Source organism: Ensifer sp. Root1252 (assembly GCF_001425885.1).
GTDB lineage: Bacteria > Pseudomonadota > Alphaproteobacteria > Rhizobiales > Rhizobiaceae > Ensifer > Ensifer canadensis.
This window is the reverse complement of sequence record NZ_LMDT01000023.1, coordinates 35,837-52,962: the sequence shown is the minus strand read 5'-3', so window position 1 is coordinate 52,962 and position 17,126 is coordinate 35,837. Positions and strand designations below refer to the sequence as shown.

Annotated in this window: 10 protein-coding genes; 3 read left to right on the top strand and 7 right to left on the bottom strand. The window is 63.3% G+C overall.

Going from position 1 to position 17,126, the window contains the following annotated elements:
• Nucleotides 1-4 precede the first annotated feature (4 nt).
• Genes trpA through ASD02_RS21495 form a run of 3 tightly spaced genes read left to right on the top strand, consistent with a single transcriptional unit; the run spans nt 5 to nt 3,183 of the window.
• The gene (gene trpA, locus ASD02_RS21505; RefSeq protein ID WP_025425332.1) at nt 5-844 is read left to right on the top strand and encodes a tryptophan synthase subunit alpha; all 840 of its coding nucleotides are present in this window, start codon (nt 5-7) and stop codon (nt 842-844) included.
• Between the two features lie 50 nt (nt 845-894).
• On the top strand, nt 895-1,812 hold the full coding sequence (gene accD, locus ASD02_RS21500; RefSeq protein ID WP_025425333.1) for an acetyl-CoA carboxylase, carboxyltransferase subunit beta: 918 nt from the start codon (nt 895-897) through the stop codon (nt 1,810-1,812).
• 27 nt (nt 1,813-1,839) lie between these two features.
• Complete coding sequence (locus tag ASD02_RS21495; protein WP_025425334.1) at nt 1,840-3,183, top strand: folylpolyglutamate synthase/dihydrofolate synthase family protein; 1,344 nt, start codon at nt 1,840-1,842, stop codon at nt 3,181-3,183.
• Nucleotides 3,184-3,419: 236 nt separating this feature from the next.
• Here the strand turns inward: ASD02_RS21495 and trxA are convergent, their stop codons facing one another.
• From trxA to ahcY, 7 genes are all read right to left on the bottom strand, one after another.
• On the bottom strand, nt 3,420-3,743 hold the full coding sequence (gene trxA / locus ASD02_RS21490; protein ID WP_025425335.1) for a thioredoxin: 324 nt from the start codon (nt 3,741-3,743) through the stop codon (nt 3,420-3,422).
• Nucleotides 3,744-3,829: 86 nt separating this feature from the next.
• Nucleotides 3,830-7,399 (bottom strand): double-strand break repair helicase AddA, encoded by a 3,570-nt coding sequence (gene addA, locus ASD02_RS21485; RefSeq protein ID WP_025425336.1) that lies wholly within the window; start codon nt 7,397-7,399, stop codon nt 3,830-3,832.
• A complete protein-coding gene (gene addB, locus ASD02_RS21480; RefSeq protein WP_025425337.1) occupies nt 7,389-10,568 on the bottom strand; it encodes a double-strand break repair protein AddB in 3,180 nt (1,059 codons plus the stop codon). Before addB ends, addA begins: the two co-directional genes overlap by 11 nt.
• Nucleotides 10,569-10,570: 2 nt before the next feature.
• On the bottom strand, nt 10,571-11,302 hold the full coding sequence (locus ASD02_RS21475; protein WP_025425338.1) for a nucleotidyltransferase family protein: 732 nt from the start codon (nt 11,300-11,302) through the stop codon (nt 10,571-10,573).
• Nucleotides 11,303-11,312: 10 nt separating this feature from the next.
• Nucleotides 11,313-12,824, bottom strand: coding sequence for a tRNA (adenosine(37)-N6)-threonylcarbamoyltransferase complex ATPase subunit type 1 TsaE (tsaE, locus tag ASD02_RS21470; RefSeq protein ID WP_025425339.1), 1,512 nt, complete (start codon nt 12,822-12,824; stop codon nt 11,313-11,315).
• On the bottom strand, nt 12,824-15,304 hold the full coding sequence (locus ASD02_RS21465; RefSeq protein ID WP_025425340.1) for a PAS domain-containing sensor histidine kinase: 2,481 nt from the start codon (nt 15,302-15,304) through the stop codon (nt 12,824-12,826). The genes tsaE and ASD02_RS21465 overlap by 1 nt, the downstream gene beginning before the upstream one ends.
• 306 nt (nt 15,305-15,610) lie before the next feature.
• Nucleotides 15,611-17,011, bottom strand: a complete 1,401-nt coding sequence (ahcY, locus tag ASD02_RS21460) for an adenosylhomocysteinase (protein ID WP_025425341.1) — start codon at nt 17,009-17,011, stop codon at nt 15,611-15,613.
• Nucleotides 17,012-17,126 lie beyond the last annotated feature (115 nt).

Here is a 17,126-nt window from a genome sequence, read left to right as displayed (position 1 = left end):
GATCATGACCGCACGCATGGACAGAAAGTTCGCCGATGTGGCGTCGGAAGGACGTCCGGTCCTTGTCACCTATTTCATGGGTGGCGACCCCGATTTCGAAACGTCCCTTTCCATCATGAAGGCGCTGCCGAAGGCCGGTGCCGACGTCATTGAACTCGGCATGCCGTTTTCGGACCCGATGGCCGACGGACCGGCGATCCAGCTTGCCGGCCAGCGCGCGCTGAAGGGCGGCCAGACGCTGGCAAAGACGCTGGAGATCGCTCGCCGTTTCCGCGAGGAAGACCAGCGCACGCCGATCGTGCTGATGGGCTACTACAATCCGATCTACATCTACGGCGTCGATCGCTTCCTGACGGATGCTTTGGACGCAGGCATCGATGGCCTGATCGTTGTCGATCTGCCACCGGAGATGGACGATGAACTCTGCATCCCCGCCTTGCAGAAGGGCATCAGTTTCATTCGCCTGGCGACGCCGACGACGGATGACCGTCGTCTGCCGAAGGTTCTCGAAAATACCTCGGGCTTCGTGTACTACGTCTCGATGAACGGCATCACCGGCTCGGCACTGCCGGATCCGTCGTTGATTGCCGGTGCCGTTCAGCGCATCAAGGCCCATACGAAACTGCCCGTTTGCGTCGGTTTCGGCGTCAAGACGGCGGAACATGCAAGAGCCATTGGTGCTTCCGCCGATGGCGTCGTCGTCGGTACGGCGATCGTCAATCAGATCGCGTCGAGCCTGACCGAAGAGGGCAGGGCAACGGACGCGACGGTACCGGGTGTCGAAGCGTTGGTAAGGGGCCTTTCGGCTGGCGTGCGGTCCGCACGGCTCGCAGCAGCCGAATAATTGCCTATATTAGCGCGCACAACCCGAAGAAAATCTTCAGGAGTCTATAAGTGAACTGGATCACAAACTACGTTCGGCCGAAGATCAATTCGATGCTGGGCCGCAGGGAAGTTCCGGAAAATCTCTGGATCAAGTGCCCGGAAACCGGCGAGATGGTGTATCACCGCGATCTCGAGGAAAACAAATGGGTCATCCCGCAATCCGGCTTCCATATGAAGATGCCGGCCAAGGCGCGACTGAAGGATCTGTTCGACGGTGGCATCTATGAAGCCCTGCCGCAGCCCAAGGTGGCGCAGGATCCGTTGAAGTTCCGCGACTCCAAGAAATACTCCGATCGCCTTCGTGACAGTCGCGCCAAGACCGAGCTGGAAGATACGATCGTGGCCGGTGTCGGCCGCGTCCAGGGCGTCAAGCTCGTCGGCGTCGTGCATGAGTTCAACTTCATCGGCGGTTCGCTCGGCATGGCCGCAGGCGAAGCGATCGTGAAGGCCTTCGAGAAGGCGATTGCGGAGAAGTGCCCGCTGGTCATCTTCCCGGCCTCCGGTGGCGCCCGCATGCAGGAAGGCATCCTGTCGCTGATGCAGCTGCCGCGCACGACCGTTGCGGTCAACATGCTCAAGGAAGCGGGCCTTCCCTATATCGTCGTTTTGACGAACCCGACCACCGGTGGTGTAACCGCCTCCTACGCCATGCTTGGCGATGTCCATCTGGCCGAACCCGGCGCCGAAATCGGCTTTGCCGGCAAGCGCGTGATCGAGCAGACCCTGCGCGAAAAGCTGCCGGAAGGCTTCCAGACCGCGGAATACCTGCTGGAGCACGGCATGGTCGACATGGTGGTCAAGCGTCATGACATTCCCTCGACGCTGGCCCGTGTGCTGAAGATCCTGATGAAGAAGCCGGCCGATGCGGTAAAACTCAACGGCGGCGGTGCAGAACCAGCGGCTTTGCCGGTTGCGGCAAGCGCATAGCATACGATCCTATCGGGGCAGGGCGAGATGACAGCGGTGGAAGCCAGCGAAGCAGGCTATGAGATCGAAAAACTCCTTGCCTTGCATCCGAAAGGCTTCGACCTGTCGTTGGACAGGATAACCCGGCTTCTGGCCGCGCTCGGCAATCCGCAGGATCGGCTGCCGCCGATCATTCACGTGGCCGGCACTAACGGCAAGGGCTCCGTCACCGCATTCTCGCGGGCGGTGCTTGAAGCCGCGGGCTTGAGCGTTCACGTCCACACCTCGCCGCATCTGGTCAACTGGCACGAGCGCTATCGGCTTGGCGTCAAGGGTGGCAAGGGCAGGCTCGTCAGCGATCCCGTGCTTGCCGATGCGGTTCGGCGCGTCGCGGAAGCCAATGGCGGCGAGAAGATCACCGTCTTCGAAATCCTGACCGCCGTTACCTTCGTTCTTTTCGCCGAACACCCGGCAGATGTCGCGATCATCGAGGTCGGTCTCGGTGGCCGCTTCGACGCGACCAATGTCATAACCCGCCCTGCGGTCTCCGTGATCATGCCGATCTCGCTCGATCACCAGGCCTATCTCGGCGACCGGGTCGAACTGATCGCAGCGGAAAAAGCCGGCATCATGAAGCGTGGCTGCTCCGTCGTCATCGGCCAGCAGGAAGAAGAAGGCGTCCGCGACGTCCTGACCTCGACCGCCGAGCGTCTCGGCTGCCCGATGTCCGTCTACGGGCAGGACTTCATGGCGCATGAGGAATTCGGCCGCCTTGTCTATCAGGACGAGCGGGGTCTGTCTGACCTTCCCCTGCCGAAGCTGCCCGGCCGTCACCAGTATGCCAATGCAGCCGCGGCCATCCGCGCCGTCCGCGCCGCCGGTTTCGACGTGCCGGATGCGGCCATCGAGCGCGGTGTCGCCGGCGTCGAGTGGCCCGGACGCTTGCAGCGTCTTGCCGGTGGCAAGCTTGGTCACTACGGCCCGCAGGATGCGGAAATCTGGGTCGATGGCGGGCACAATCCCGGTGCCGGCCAGGTGATCGCCGAAGCCATGGCGAATTTCGAGGAGCGGGAGTCCCGCCCGCTGTTCCTGATCATCGGCATGATCAGCACCAAGGATCAGCTCGGTTACTTCCGCGCCTTCCTTGATCTGGCCGAACAGGTCTTCACGGTGCCGATTCGTGGCTCCGATGCCGGTCTGGATCCGGTGGCCCTGGCGCAGGACGCGGCCTCGGTCGGCTTCGAGGCGTCCGCCGTGTCATCGGTGGCCGAAGCGTTGACCGTCATCGCCAATCTCGTCGACGAAGACCCGATGCCGCCACGCATCCTGATCGGCGGTTCGCTCTATCTCGTCGGCGACGTGCTTGCCGATAACGGTACGCCACCGAAGTGATCGGTTGCCTGCGACAAGGATCGCAACAGGCCGCCATTTGCGCTGGCGCCCGAAAATTGGCAGCCGGGCAATTTCCTCTAGAGCATTTCCAGGAAAAGTGCGAAGCGGTTTTCCGTCAGGAAATGCGTAAAAACAAAGAGATAGAGCGTTTGTGCGGTTCCGCATAAATCGGAAACGCTCTTGACAAGAAAAAAGCCCGGCAAGCCGGGCTTTGAAGTCACTTCGATGTGGTGGCCTTAAGCGGCCGCAGTCGAAATCCAGGACGTCAGGGCCGTCTTCGGAGCAGCGCCAACCTTGATGTCGGCAACTTCACCGGCCTTGAACATCGCAAGCGTCGGGATCGAGCGCACGCCGTATTGCGCGGCCAGCTCCGGGTTCTCGTCGATGTTCAGCTTCACGACCTTGACCTTGCCGGCGAGCTCGTTGGAGATTTCCTCAAGGCTCGGCGCGATCATCTTGCACGGGCCGCACCATTCAGCCCAGAAATCGACAACCACCGGCTCGGCGGCGTTCAGCACTTCCTGCTGAAAATTGGATGTATCGACTTTTACAGTAGCCATCGGCTGCTCCTTGCGTTCGAAATGTCGGTGTCCAGATGTTGTGTCTCATGTGAGGCTGTCCCACTGGATTTTCAATATCGGGTATCTCACTTTGTCGCGAGGTCTTCAAGGCTCCTGTCCAGTGCCGCATCCTCGAGCACGTGGATGACGGGGCCTTCGGTGAAGATCAACGCACACTGGAAGCGGTGCGCGGGATAAAGTGGCCGCAGCAGCTCGCGATAGATCGCAAGCTGGGTTTTATAGGCGGCGGGGACGTTGTCGGCTGACGCGGGCACGCTGCGATTGGTCTTGAAGTCGGCAATGGTGACGACGCCATCCGCCACCGACAGCCGGTCGATCCGGCCGGAAACGGCAAATTCGCGGTTTGCGAGCTTCAATGTGCCCATGACCGAGACTTCTGCGCGGCTGGCGCCGGAAAAGAGCGCGCGCAGGTCACCATGATCGAGGACCTGCAGGACGGCATCACGCAGGCGCTTGCGTTGCGTTTCGGGCCAACGCGGCACCGAGCGGGCGAGATATCGGTCGGCCGCCGCCAGGCGCTCGGACGGGGCGATCGACGGCAGCACCTGCAGCAGCCGGTGCAGGATGGCGCCGCGCAGCATCGAGAAATTTGCTGGCGTTTTCACGGAAAACAGCGCCGAGCTGACGATCATGTCGCCGTCGTCCTCATCGACCGCAATGCCGACGCCCGATGGGCTCAGCGGCCGCGGCAACCGCCGTGGCGGCGGCAGCGGCGTCGAAAGAGCAATCGGCAGGCCGGTCTTCGCGGGGGCCATGAGGTCCGATAGCTCGTCACCTGACGGCACTTCGCGCGGCACATGCGTTTCCCGCCAGGAGTGCCCTGGCCATTCTTCGTCACCCGCCTTGAAGGTGACAGGGGTGCAGCGACCATTCTCGTCCTGCGAAAGGCTCGCCTGCACGATGGCGTGCCAAGTGTCCGCACTTGGCCGCTGCCCGCGATACCCGCAGACGACCAGCCGGTCGGCAGCCCGGGTCATGCCCACATAAAGCAGCCGGCGGTATTCTTCCTCGGCCAGCGTCTTCAGCCGGTCGCTGTCGGCGGCGATGAGTGAATTCGAAGCCGAACCGGGCGCCCGCCAGACGGGCAGCGGGTAGCTCGAGCCATCGGCGAGTGGCATCTCGAGGAAGCGAAGATCGGGCACGTGCTGGGAGTTGAAAGGCTTGCCGCCGCCGTCGACCAGAAACACCACCGGCGCCTCCAGCCCCTTGGCCGCATGCACCGTCATGATCCGGACTTCGTCGCGCTCCTTGTCCTGCTCGCGCTTGACGGTCGGCGCCTCGATTTCGAGCGTCGAGACGAAAGCCTGCAGGCCGGGCAGGCCGCTTCTTTCGTGTTCGAGCGCAAAGGTCAGGAACTCGTCGAGAATGTCGCTCACTTCGCTGCCGAGCCGGGCGAGAAACGCCGCGCGCCCACCATGAACGCCAAGCACGCGGGCATAGAAATCATGCGGGGCCAATTGTTGAGAAAGGGCGGCATAACGAAGAAGCGCCTTGACGGTTCCCTCATGTGGGGAGCCTTCGATGGCGCCGGATTCCTGCAGCCTCTGCCAGAGGCTAGCGCCTTCGTCCCGTCGGGCAGCGAGTTCGAAAAGCATGTCTTCGTCGAGGTTAAACAGCGGGCTCTTTAACAGCGCCGCGAGCGACAGGTCGTCCTCCGGCAGCAGCATGAAGCGCCCGAGCGCCAGCAGGTCCTGGATGGCGATATGGCTCGTCAGAACCAGCCGGTCGGCACCGGCGACGGGGATGTCGCTGCGCCGCTTCAGGGCGCGGGTCAGCGCATTGACAAAGGCGTCGCGCTTCCGGACGAGCACGATGACATCGCCCGGGCGCATGGCGCGGCGCACGCCCTTTTCGATGATGGTCTCGCGCCCGATCCAGCTATCGAGTACGGCGGCAATGCGCCGTGCCAAAATGTTGACCGGTGCCGTTTCCGGCGTGGCATCGAAGGGGGCCGTCCATTCGTCGTCGGTCGCCGTCGGCTCGGCCGCGATCACATCCCAGATGTCGACGGCGCCGGGATGGCCGATGCGGTTCGAGGCGTGCACGACCGCTTCGTTCCGGGCGCTCAGCCCACGCGCATGCGCCGGGTTGGCAAAGACGGTATCGACGGCGGAGAGCACGTCGACGGTGGAGCGGAAGGAGAGCTGCAGGCGGATCGGACTGAACGCCTTGCCGCCGTCTCGCACGCGCCGCTCGGTCTCGATGCTTTCGCGCGAGAAACGCTCGGGGCGTGCGCCCTGGAACGAGTAGATCGATTGCTTCTCGTCACCGACGGCAAACATGGTGCGCTCGTTGCCGCGCGCACTGTCGCCCGAGAAGAATTCCGCCGCCAGCGCCTGGATGATCGTCCATTGCGTCGGGCTCGTATCCTGGGCTTCGTCGACAAGGATATGGTCGATGCCCTGGTCCAGCTTGTAGTGAACCCAGGCGCTGACGTCGCCGCGCGCAAACAGGCTTGCGGTGCGATTGATCAGGTCCTCGAAGTCGAGCTGGCTGCGGGTGCGCTTCAGCGCTTCATAGTCGTTGTTGAGCCGATCGGCGAGCGTCAGCGCCGAGAGTGTCGCCTCGTACATCTGGATGATGCTCAGCCGGTCGGCGCAGGCGATGACATGATCGCGGGCGGCTTCGACCAGCTCAATCAGATCCGGCGCGGCCTGGAGCATGGCCTTGTTTACGAAGGCCGATTCGGCGCGCGGCTTGCCGGTGCCGGTAAAGAACAGCTCCTGCAGCCCCTCGTATCGGGCCATCGGATCGACAAGCTTGGCCGTTGCGCGAAGCCCCTCGGCGAAATCGAGCACCTTGGCGCCGCCGGCGCTGGCAGCCAATCCAAGGTAGCGTTCGAGGGCCGGGCCGTTAAGGCCGGGAAGCGGCCAGACGCTTTCGAGGATGCGCTCGACGCTGTCTTCAGGTTCAAGCCTGAGTGCCGCGTGCAGTTGCACGGCGACGCCGCCATGGAGGTCAGCATGGTCGAGAAATGCCTGTATCGCCGTGCGGTTGGAGACGATCGCACCCAGCAGTTTTTCAAGCCCGGTGTCGTCGGCAAGCTCGAGCACGGTGGCAAAGGCATCGGCAAGCGGTGCATCGCTGTCAGCCGTTGTCGCGGTCAAGAGGGCGCGGCGCGCGTCTGCCAGCAGCACGGCCGCCGCCCGGTCGTCGAGAACCGAGAAATGCCCGGCAACGTTTGCCTCGAGCGGAAACTGGTGCAACAGCGCCTCGCAGAAGGCGTGGATGGTCTGGATCTTCAGGCCACCCGGCGTTTCGAGCGCGCGCGCAAACAGCCGCCGCGCCTCCTGGAGCTTCAGCCGCGAGGGCAACTCGCCCTCGATGGTTTCGATCCGCTTTTCCAGCGCCTCGTCGTCGAGCGTCACCCATTCGGCAAGGCGTTCGAACACGCGGTTCGACATTTCCGAAGCCGCCGCCTTGGTATAGGTCAGGCACAGAATGGCCGAAGGCCTGCAGCCCGCAAGCAGCAGCCGGATGACGCGCTGCGTCAGAACGTGGGTCTTGCCCGACCCGGCATTGGCTGAAACCCAGGCGGAGCGAGCGGGATCGGAGGCGAGCGACTGCCGGCGCGACGTCCAGTCGAGCCAGGCTTCGGGCGTCCTTTCGTCGGGGCCGGCGCTTTCATCCCTCATCGCTGTCATCCTCGCTGTCGGCTGTCGACCATTCCGCAACCCGGGCCAGATGGTCGTATTCACCGCCGTAGTCGCGTTCCTTCTGCACGATCAGTCGTGAGGCAAAGCCATGTCTGCCCGACATCAGGGCGGTCAGCAGCTTTCTAAGCTCAGTCAGGGCGTCGTCCGCCAGCTGATCGGCCGATTTCGTTTCCTTGGCGCGGCTGTTTTCGTTGTTGACGGTCTCGACCTTGAAGCGGGAGCCGGGCTTCAACCGGACATAGAGCAGCGATTGCGGGTGGCCGGGACCCATGCCCTTGAACGCACCGGCTTTCAGCGCTGCCGCTTCCAGCGCCAGCTGCGGATCGAGCAGCACGCGGGCTTCCTTGATCGACGGGCTGGAGCCGGTCTTGTAATCGATGATTTCCACCGTCCCGTCGGTCATCGTGTCGAGCCGGTCGGCGATCCCCGTCAGGCGAATATCCACCACCCCGATCTCCATCGATGCCGCAACTTCGGTCAACGGCTTGCGGATAAACCGCGCACGCTCCCGTTCCCAGGCGACGAACGCCTTGCCGACCGCTGCAAAGCGTGGCCGCCATATGGTGTCGATATGGGCGGGCAGCCGTTCTTCGTCGAAGGCTTCATTGAGCAGGCGGCCCATCGCCTCTTCTGCAGCCGCGGACAGGATGTCGAAGCCGCCGCGCACGAAACGATCGACGATGCGGTGATAGAGCGTGCCGCGTTCTGACGCGCCCGGATCGCGATTGAACGGGTCGAGCGGATGCAGACGCAGGATCCGGCGCGCGTAGATCGAATAGGGATCGCGGCGAAGCCGCGAGACTTCGCTGAACGAATATTTGCGTGGCTGCAGGTCGACCGGCGGCTTGGGTGCCGGGCGCTCGGCCAAGGCCTGACGCCCACCCTTGTCGAGCATCCGCGCCCACAGGAGATAGTCGCTGCCGTTCGATCGCAGGTTCTCTGCCAGCCGCTTGCCGCCCAGCGCCAGCAGCCGCTGCAGCCATCGCGATGCGACGGTCGGCGCCGATCCCTGGCGCATCGAGCGGGTGAAGATCAGCTTGCGGGTGCCGCACGCCATCTGGAAGTCGTGGGCGAGCTGGCCGATGCGGCGTTCGGGCGGCTCGAGGCCGATCCCGGTTTTCATCGTTCGGGAAAGGAAGGGATCATTGGCGGTTTGCCCCGGCCAGTTGCCTTCGTTCATGCCGCCAAGCACCACGAGATCCATGCTCTGCAGGCGCGATTCCAGCGCGCCGAAGATGAAGACGCGGGGGTGGCGCATCGAGCGCGGCTTGACCGCCTCACTGGCGGCAAGCGCCTCCATGATGTCGCACCATTGCGGTCCGTCGGCATCCATCTGGCCTTCGGTCTCGATGATGCCGCGCAGCAGCGTCGCCAAGGCTTCGCCTGCCTCGCCGGACCATAGACCGCTGAGGTCGGCGCGCTCGTCGCCGCAGACGGCCTCCAGCGCCTGGCCGGTTCGTGTCGCCCATTCGGCAAAGGTAAATATCTCGGAGAAGGGGCGGCGGCCATGGCTGCGCCGCACCAGCGCGCCGGCGAGTGGGTCCGTTGCCACCTTTACCCGCGCTGCGAGGCCCCTCGCGGCGAGAATGTCGTCCTCGGTAATGCCGATCCGCCATTCCGGGGGATGGCGGTCCGTCCTGTGATGGCCGGCTGCCTGTTCGAGCAGCGGCACCAGAAGCGAAATGTCGGCGATATCGGTGCCGCTGCGCAGCGCCAAGCGCTCCAGCACATCGGCGCTGCGGCGCATCTCCGCCTGCGGCAGGCCGAAGCGGGCTAGGGGATGCTTGAACAAAGCGACCAACGGTACCGGATCGCCGGGCCTGAGACTTGCCTCCAGCAGAAGCCGCATCAGCGTGCCGGCAGGCGTAGAGGCGAGCGGCGTGCCGGCGGAATCGTCGGCCTCGATATCGAAACGTGCCAGCTCCGCGCCGACACGGCGCGCAAGATTGCGGTCGGGGGTGATCAGGGCCGCCTGGCTGTCGTCGCTTCCCTCAAGCGCCAGCCGCAGTGCGATCGCGATCGCCGTCGCCTCCTCGCGCTCATTGGCGGTTTCGATCAGGGCGACGTCGCCAAAGGCCCGTTGCAATGTTTCGGGCTTAAGTTCGTTGCGGGTTTCAGTCCAGCCATTCGTCGCCTTGGCGGGCAAAAGCGCATGCGACAGGATTTCGCTGCGATCGATGAGCCCTGCATCGGCCTGGTCGAGGGTCGGGATATCGCGGCGTTCCACCTGCATGCGTTGCAGCAGGCGGTGAAAGCCGTATTGCGGGTGGCTGCGGCTGGCCGGATCGGATCTGCCGCCGGTGACGGTCTCGCCGACGATCATGCCCCATTCGGCGTCGGTCATCGTCTGGTCGAGCCCCGGCAGCACGATCGTGCCGTTGGACAGCTTCTGAACCGCGGCAATCAGGGCGGCCGTCGCCGGGATGGAGCCGGTTGAACCGGCAATGACGATCGGCCCTTGAAGCGCGCCCGCGGCAATGCGCTGGGTCTCGGCCTGCAGGATGGCGTTGCGATGTCGTGCCGGCGAGGATTGTTTGAGTTCTTCCAGCCGCTCCGGCCAATAGGTGCGGGCGATTTTCAGGAACTCGAGCGTCAGCTGCCACCACAGCGCATGTTCGCCGGCATCGAGACTGTCGAGCTGCTCCCAGTCGAGTTCTTCCGTCTCCATCGCATCGATGAGTTCGGCCAGATTGCGCGCCAGCCAGATGGCGTCCGCCGGGCTTGCGGGGGCGATCAGTGGGCTTTCCGCGTGAATGTCGAGCACCACCTTCGGCAGGCGGTTTCGCCAGGCAAGGATAAGCCGGCCAAGTTCGATCAGGCGGGCGGTGCCGGGAAGGGGCGGCGCCAGGTCCAAGATCGCCGGCACTTCCGCATCGAAGAAGCCGCTGTCGTCATCGGTTTCGCCGAGTGCCCGGATCGTCGGCAGGATTGCCGAACGGCCGCCGAGCAGATCGACGAATTCGGAGCGCAGCACGCGGGCGGACCGACGCGTCGGGACGAAAATCGTCACGCCGGCAAGCGGCAGCGGATCCGCGGGATCGTAGCGAAAATCCGGCGTCAGCGTCCCGTCGCAGAGTTTGCGCGCAAGTGTCTTCAGGAAGGGCAGGCCCGGCGGAATCGTAAAGACGTTGGTTCCGCGATAGGACATGCTCATCCTTCCGGCTGGTAGCGGCGGATCGCGGCTTCAGCGTCTTCGATCGCCTCTGGCGTGCCCACAGTCATCCAGTGGCCGTCGAGCACGATGCCGAACAATCGGCCTTCGGCGATCGCCCGATCGAAATAGATGTTCAGGTTGAACGCATCATCCGGCGCGTCGGCAAACAGTTTCTTGTCGAGCGCGATCGCGCCGGCATAGACCACGGGATTGTCCATGCCCTCGGCATAGCGGACCAGACGGCCGTCGGTGCCGAGCGAAAAGTCCCTCTTGCCGTTGTGCCCGGTCGTATCCTCGTCGCGCACGCAAAGCAGTGCCATGTCCATGCGCTGCGGATCGAAGAAGCCGGCGAGCCGCTCGAGATTGCTGGGCTTGCCCGCTTCCTCGCCAACCCAGAAGAGATCGGCGTTCATCACCAGAACGGGGCCATCGGCAAGCAGCTTCAGCCCCTTGACCAGGCCACCGCCCGAATTCATCAGCGCATCGCGTTCGTCGGAAATCACGATTTCGGGCGCCGGGCGCTGCGCCAGATGTGCTTCCATCTGGTCGGCGAAGTGGTGGACGTTGACGGCTGCCCTGGTGACGCCGGCGTTCACCAGCAGATCCAGAACATAGTCGATCATCGGCTTGCCGGCGATCTTCACCAGTGGCTTCGGGATGGAGTTGGTGATCGGGCGTAGACGGGTACCGAGGCCCGCCGCGAGCACCATCGCATTGCTGATCGACATTGCTTCTCTGTCAGTTCGCTGATTCGGGCACGATGATTCCCGTCTTCATACACCAGTCGCGCAAGGGTTTCAGCGCTTCGTGCATGAGAGCGACTTCGAGATAGGCGAAAGTGCGCGGCATATGCTTCATATAGCCGGGTTTGCCGTCGCGCTGCATCAGCCGCACCCAGATGCCGACGAGCTTGCAGTTGCGCTGCGCCGACATCAGATGCCAGTCGCGAAGGAACAGGGCCTCGTCGAACGAACCGGCAGCGCGGCGGTCGCCGAGATAGGCATCCATCATGCGGCTTGCCAGTGCCGGTTCGATCGTCACCCGAGCGTCCTGCACCAGTGACGCCACGTCATAGGCCGTCGGGCCAATCATCGCATCCTGGAAGTCGATCAGGCCGACACGCTGGAGACCCTCGTGCTCGGGACGCCAGATGATGTTCGGCGAGTGAAAGTCGCGCAGGAGCAGGTTCTTCTCCGACGTCGCGATGAGGTCGATGAGGTCGTCCCAGATCGCCGCGTATTCCTGCTTTTCCTGTTCCGTCGCCGGCTCGCCGCGTTTCCACGGCAGGTACCAGTCGGTGAGCAGCCGGGTCTCTATCTTCATCGCCCTCCGGTCGAAATCAGGGATATGGTGCTCTACGCCGCCGGAGAGCGCGATGTCACGCCTTGCCGGGGTGGCGTGAAGTCGGGCGAGCAAGCGCGCGCTTTCGACGTAGCGTGCCTCGATCGGCTTCCCGGCCTCGTCGAGTACTCCTTCGGAGCCGAGGTCCTCGATCAGCAGAATTCCCTGGTCGAGATCGCGTGCGTAGATCACAGGTGCTGCAAAGCCCCGTTCTCTGAGGAGCTCGTCGATGGCGACGAAGGGGATCACATCTTCGGCGATATGCGCGAGTTGCTGGTAGTACCTGCCATCCTGGAGGATCGGACCGGGCTTATGCCGCGCGGCATCCATCAGGATCCGGCTCGGAAGGCCGTCTCGGCCGTCGACCCGTTCGTATGCTCGCACCGAGGCATCGCCGCTCAGGTGACGTCGGCGCGCGTCCGCAAATCCGTTACCTGCGAGGAAATCGCGGATCGCCAGCGAGCGGGTAATGCGCTGCAGGGCATCTTCGGGGCCGGCGATGCTGGCGGTTCGTCCGGCCGCCTCATGGGTGATCTGCAGCACGATCCTGTCGGAAGGCAACGCCCCGTCGGCCCTCTCCGGCCATTCGACCAGGCAGACGCCCAGAGACAGCGCCTCGTCGAAGCCCAGCTCATCGAGTTCGCTGGCATCTGCCAGCCGATAGAGATCGAAATGCGCCACGGGAATGCGCAGGTCGTAGCTCTGCACCAGCGTAAATGTCGGGCTCGGGACTTCCAGCCCGTCGTCATCGGCGACGGCGCGCAGGAAGGCGCGTGCCAAGGTCGACTTTCCGGCCCCAAGATCACCCGAGAGAGCCAGGCAGTCGCCGACTTTCAGCGCCAGAGCCAGGTCTTCGCCAAGCTGGATCGTGGCTGCCTCGTCCTTCAGGAAGCGTTCGATCGGCTTCATTATTCCGCCGCGACGATCTTCGGGACCTCTGCCGAAGGGATACGGCAGCTGACCTCGGTGCCTTCGCCCTCACGGCTGCGGATCGACACGGTGCCGTGGTGAAGGCTGACGAAGCTCTCGACGATCGACAGGCCAAGGCCGGCGCCGCCGCGCTGACCGTGGCTTTCGAAGCGGTTGAACACCGTATCGAGCACGTCCTGGGGAATGCCCGGTCCGCTGTCCGAAACGGAAAAGACGAAGTCTCCACCGTCGCGCCGGCACGAAAGCTCGATGACACTACCGTCAGGAGCAAAGTTGGCGGCGTTGGTGAGCAGCTTGACGAAAATCTGCTTCAGCCGCTGCTGGTCGGCGACCATGCGTCCGAGGTTGTCGGGTGCCGCAACGCGCAGTGTGACGCCGCCCTCGACCAGTCGGTCAGCCATCTGATGGGCGATGTCGTCGAGGAAGTCGGTAAGATTGATTTCCGACATGTCGAGCTCGACGATGCCGGCGTCGACGGTCGCAAGATCGAGAATGTCGTTGACGATGGTCAAAAGCAGCGACGAGGACGTGGCGATGTGATCGACATATTCCGCCTGCCGATCGTTGAGGTCACCAAAGGCAGGCGTCTTCAGCAAATCGGCAAAACCGATGATGTTGGTAAGCGGCGAGCGCAGCTCGTAGGACACGTGATGAACGAAGTCGTTCTTCAGCGCATCCGCCTTGCGCAGCGCATCGTTCTTCTCGGTCAGTGCCCGTTCGACCCGCACGCTGTCGGTGATGTTGACGAAGGTCAGCATCGTCTGGGCGTTTGGCAGCGGAATGACGGCGTAGTCGAGGATCAGCCCGGTTCGAAGTTCAAGAATGCCTCGACTCGAGGGCCGTTCGTCGTCGAAACTGGTGATGATATGGGAGAACCGCTTCCAGCCGTCCGGCTGGTCGTAGGACATGAGGCAGGCCTGCTCGATCGCGCGGATATGCGTGCCTGGCTTCGCCTCGGTCTCGTTGATGCCCCAGGTCGCGCGAAAGGCCGGGTTGGAAAGCCGGATGCGGCCATCGGGACCGAACACCGCAACGCCTTCGGCCAGATGGTCGATCGTTTCGCCCTGGACCTGGACCAGCGTGTTGTAGCGGGTTTCCAGATCGACCTTCTCGGTTAGGTTCTCGAATACCCACGTGACGCCGCCTTGCGGCCGTGCCGTTGCGAATACCCGTAGCGTCTGGCCGTTCGGCAGGTGCCAGAGGTCGGATTGCGTATCGAGCGCCTGGTAGACGGAGAGCGCGTTCGCCTTCCACTGTTTCCAGTTGAGCTGTTCGGGCAGCTGTCCGCCCGAGCGCAGACGGTCGAGCACTTCGCCATTGTCCGGCTTGCGCTCGAGGAAGCCCATGTCCAGGTTCCAGAGGCGCTGGAAGGCCTGGTTGTAGAATTGCAGGCGCTGATTGCCGTCGAAGATTGCGACCGGCGTTGCGAGATGGTCAAGCGTTTCCGCGTGGCTCTTGAGCGTGCGATTGAGTTCTTCCCGCACAGCCTCGACGCCGGAGACGTCGATGGCAATGCCGGTCGTTCCGGCCGGGCTGCGTGCGTCGACGACGTCGAAGAATGTGCGGTTGCCCTTGACCACGGTCGACAGCTTGTCTCGGAATGGCGTGTCGAAGGTCGAGACGGCGCGTATTTTTTCGCGTGCCACGGTCGCCAGCAGTTCACGGCCCTCGGCGATGGCTGCAGCGACGTTGGGGGCTTCCACGGCGTCGGCATAGGCCTCGTTGACCCAGCTCAGCGCTCCATCGGTGCCGCGCTGCCAGACCGGCAGGTCGATCGCGTCGAGCAGGGTGCGGAAGGACGTCAGCGAGTTGTTGAGGCGATCGCGTTCGAGCTTCAGTTCAGCCAGTTCAGCCCGCATGTTGTTAAGCGCGATGAAGCGCACAAAAGCGCGTCCGCCGGAAACGCGGCCTTGTGCCTCCAGGACTTCGTTGCGCGTCGTTTCGAGCACCAGATCGAAGCTGCGTGCCTGCGTGCGCAAGGCGTCGATCGCCTTTTCGAGCTCGCTGGCGGAATTCGCCTTAATCCAGCGCCCAAAGGCCAGGAACTCGCGATCGTCTGCAGGCGCGCCGGTTTCTGCCGGCAACTGGCCGAGCAACTCGGCCCGCTCGGCAAGCCCATCCCAGATGACGATGCGGCGGTTCTTGTCGGCAATGAGCGCCTGGAAGCGCGAGAGGCGCTGATTGGCGTCCGAAAGGTCGGATCGCAGCTCGCGGTTTTCAGCCTCGATATTGCCGCGCTGGCGGATCAGCCAGATTGCCGAGATCATCGCCGCGGAAATGACGCCGATGAGGACGGAGAAGGTGATGACCTCCGACGAACCGAAGATATTCGCCTTCTGCGCCGAGACCTGGGCGACCGCATCGGTCGCAGCGAAAAGCGCCGTGCAAGAAATCAGGCGGCGGAGATATACCGGACCTTTGCGGCGACCGCCCGATGAGGTTTGTTGTGCTGTTGTCATGGCGCTGCCGTCCCCGTCTGCCCGAAGGGTGCTGCCGGCCCTGTAGTGCCATGCGCAGTTCCGGCGATACCCGGTTGAAGGGTTCGCGTCAGTTCTGATTGCATCCCCGGTCTGTCTCCGTCTGTTTGCCGCTTGCCGACAAGACATCCCACTCGCAATGCCCGAAGGTCCGCACCGGCATCACGAATCAATGGGTTAGAGCATACTTCGTTGACGAATCGCCGGGAAGGGAGCTGCCCAAAAAAGAGGCCGCGCTCTCTTGTCAAGAACGCGGCCACAACATGTTGTGGATTGCCCGGGTAACGATTAGTACCGGTAGTGTTCCGGCTTGAACGGACCCTGCTGGCCGACGCCGATATAGTCGGCCTGTTCGCGCGACAGCTCGGAGAGCTTCGCGCCCAGCTTGTTCAGGTGCAGGCGGGCAACCTTCTCGTCGAGCGCCTTCGGCAGAACGTAGACTTCGTTCTTGTAGTTCTCACCCTTGGTGAAAAGCTCGATCTGAGCCAGCACCTGGTTGGAGAACGAAGCGGACATCACGAAGGACGGGTGACCGGTGGCGTTGCCGAGGTTGAGCAGGCGACCTTCCGACAGAAGGATCATGCGGTTGCCCTTCGGGAACTCGATCATGTCGACCTGCGGCTTGATGTTCGTCCACTTCAGGTTACGCAGCGCGGAGACCTGAATTTCGTTGTCGAAGTGGCCGATGTTGCCGACGATCGCCATGTCCTTCATCTCGCGCATGTGGTCCATGCGGATGACGTCCTTGTTGCCGGTCGTGGTGATGAAGATGTCGGCAGACGAAACAACATCTTCGAGCTGGACGACTTCGAAACCGTCCATGGCTGCCTGCAGGGCGCAGATCGGGTCGACTTCCGTGACCTTTACGCGGGCGCCAGCGCCGCTGAGCGAAGCAGCCGAGCCCTTGCCGACGTCGCCGTAGCCGCAGACAACGGCAACCTTGCCGGCCATCATCACGTCGGTGCCGCGGCGGATGCCGTCAACCAGCGATTCCTTGCAGCCGTACTTGTTGTCGAACTTCGACTTGGTGACGGAATCGTTGACGTTGATTGCCGGGAAGGGCAGCAGGCCCTTGGCCTGGAGCTGGTACAGACGGTTGACGCCTGTCGTCGTTTCCTCGGTCACGCCCTTGATGGCGTCACGCTGCTTGGTGAACCAGCCCGGCGAAGCCTGGAGGCGCTTCTTGATCTGCGCGAACAGGATCTCTTCTTCTTCCGAACCCGGGTTGGAGAGAACGTCCTCGCCGGCTTCGGCGCGGGCGCCGAGCAGGATGTACATGGTCGCGTCGCCACCGTCGTCCAGGATCATGTTGGAGACGCCGCCGTCGGTCCACTGGAAGATCTTGTCGGTGTAGGTCCAGTATTCTTCAAGCGTTTCGCCCTTGACGGCGAAGACCGGGATGCCGCTGGCAGCAATTGCTGCGGCTGCGTGGTCCTGGGTCGAGAAGATGTTGCACGAGGCCCAACGGATGTCAGCGCCGAGAGCCGCGAGCGTCTCGATCAGCACGGCCGTCTGGATGGTCATGTGCAGCGAACCGGTGATCCGCGCGCCCTTCAGCGGCTTGGAGGCGCCGAACTCTTCGCGGCAGGCGATCAGGCCCGGCATCTCGGTTTCGGCGATCGTGATTTCCTTGCGTCCGAAATCGGCAAGACCGATGTCGGCGACGATGTAATCCTGAGTGGTGGTCATGAAATTCTCCAGGCTGATCTCTTCAAGCCGCTCTGGCCCTCTGGCCATCCGGCGGCACGACTATGCCTCCCGCGCATGTCATCGCGGTGAGAGTGCGATCGATCTATCAGGAATC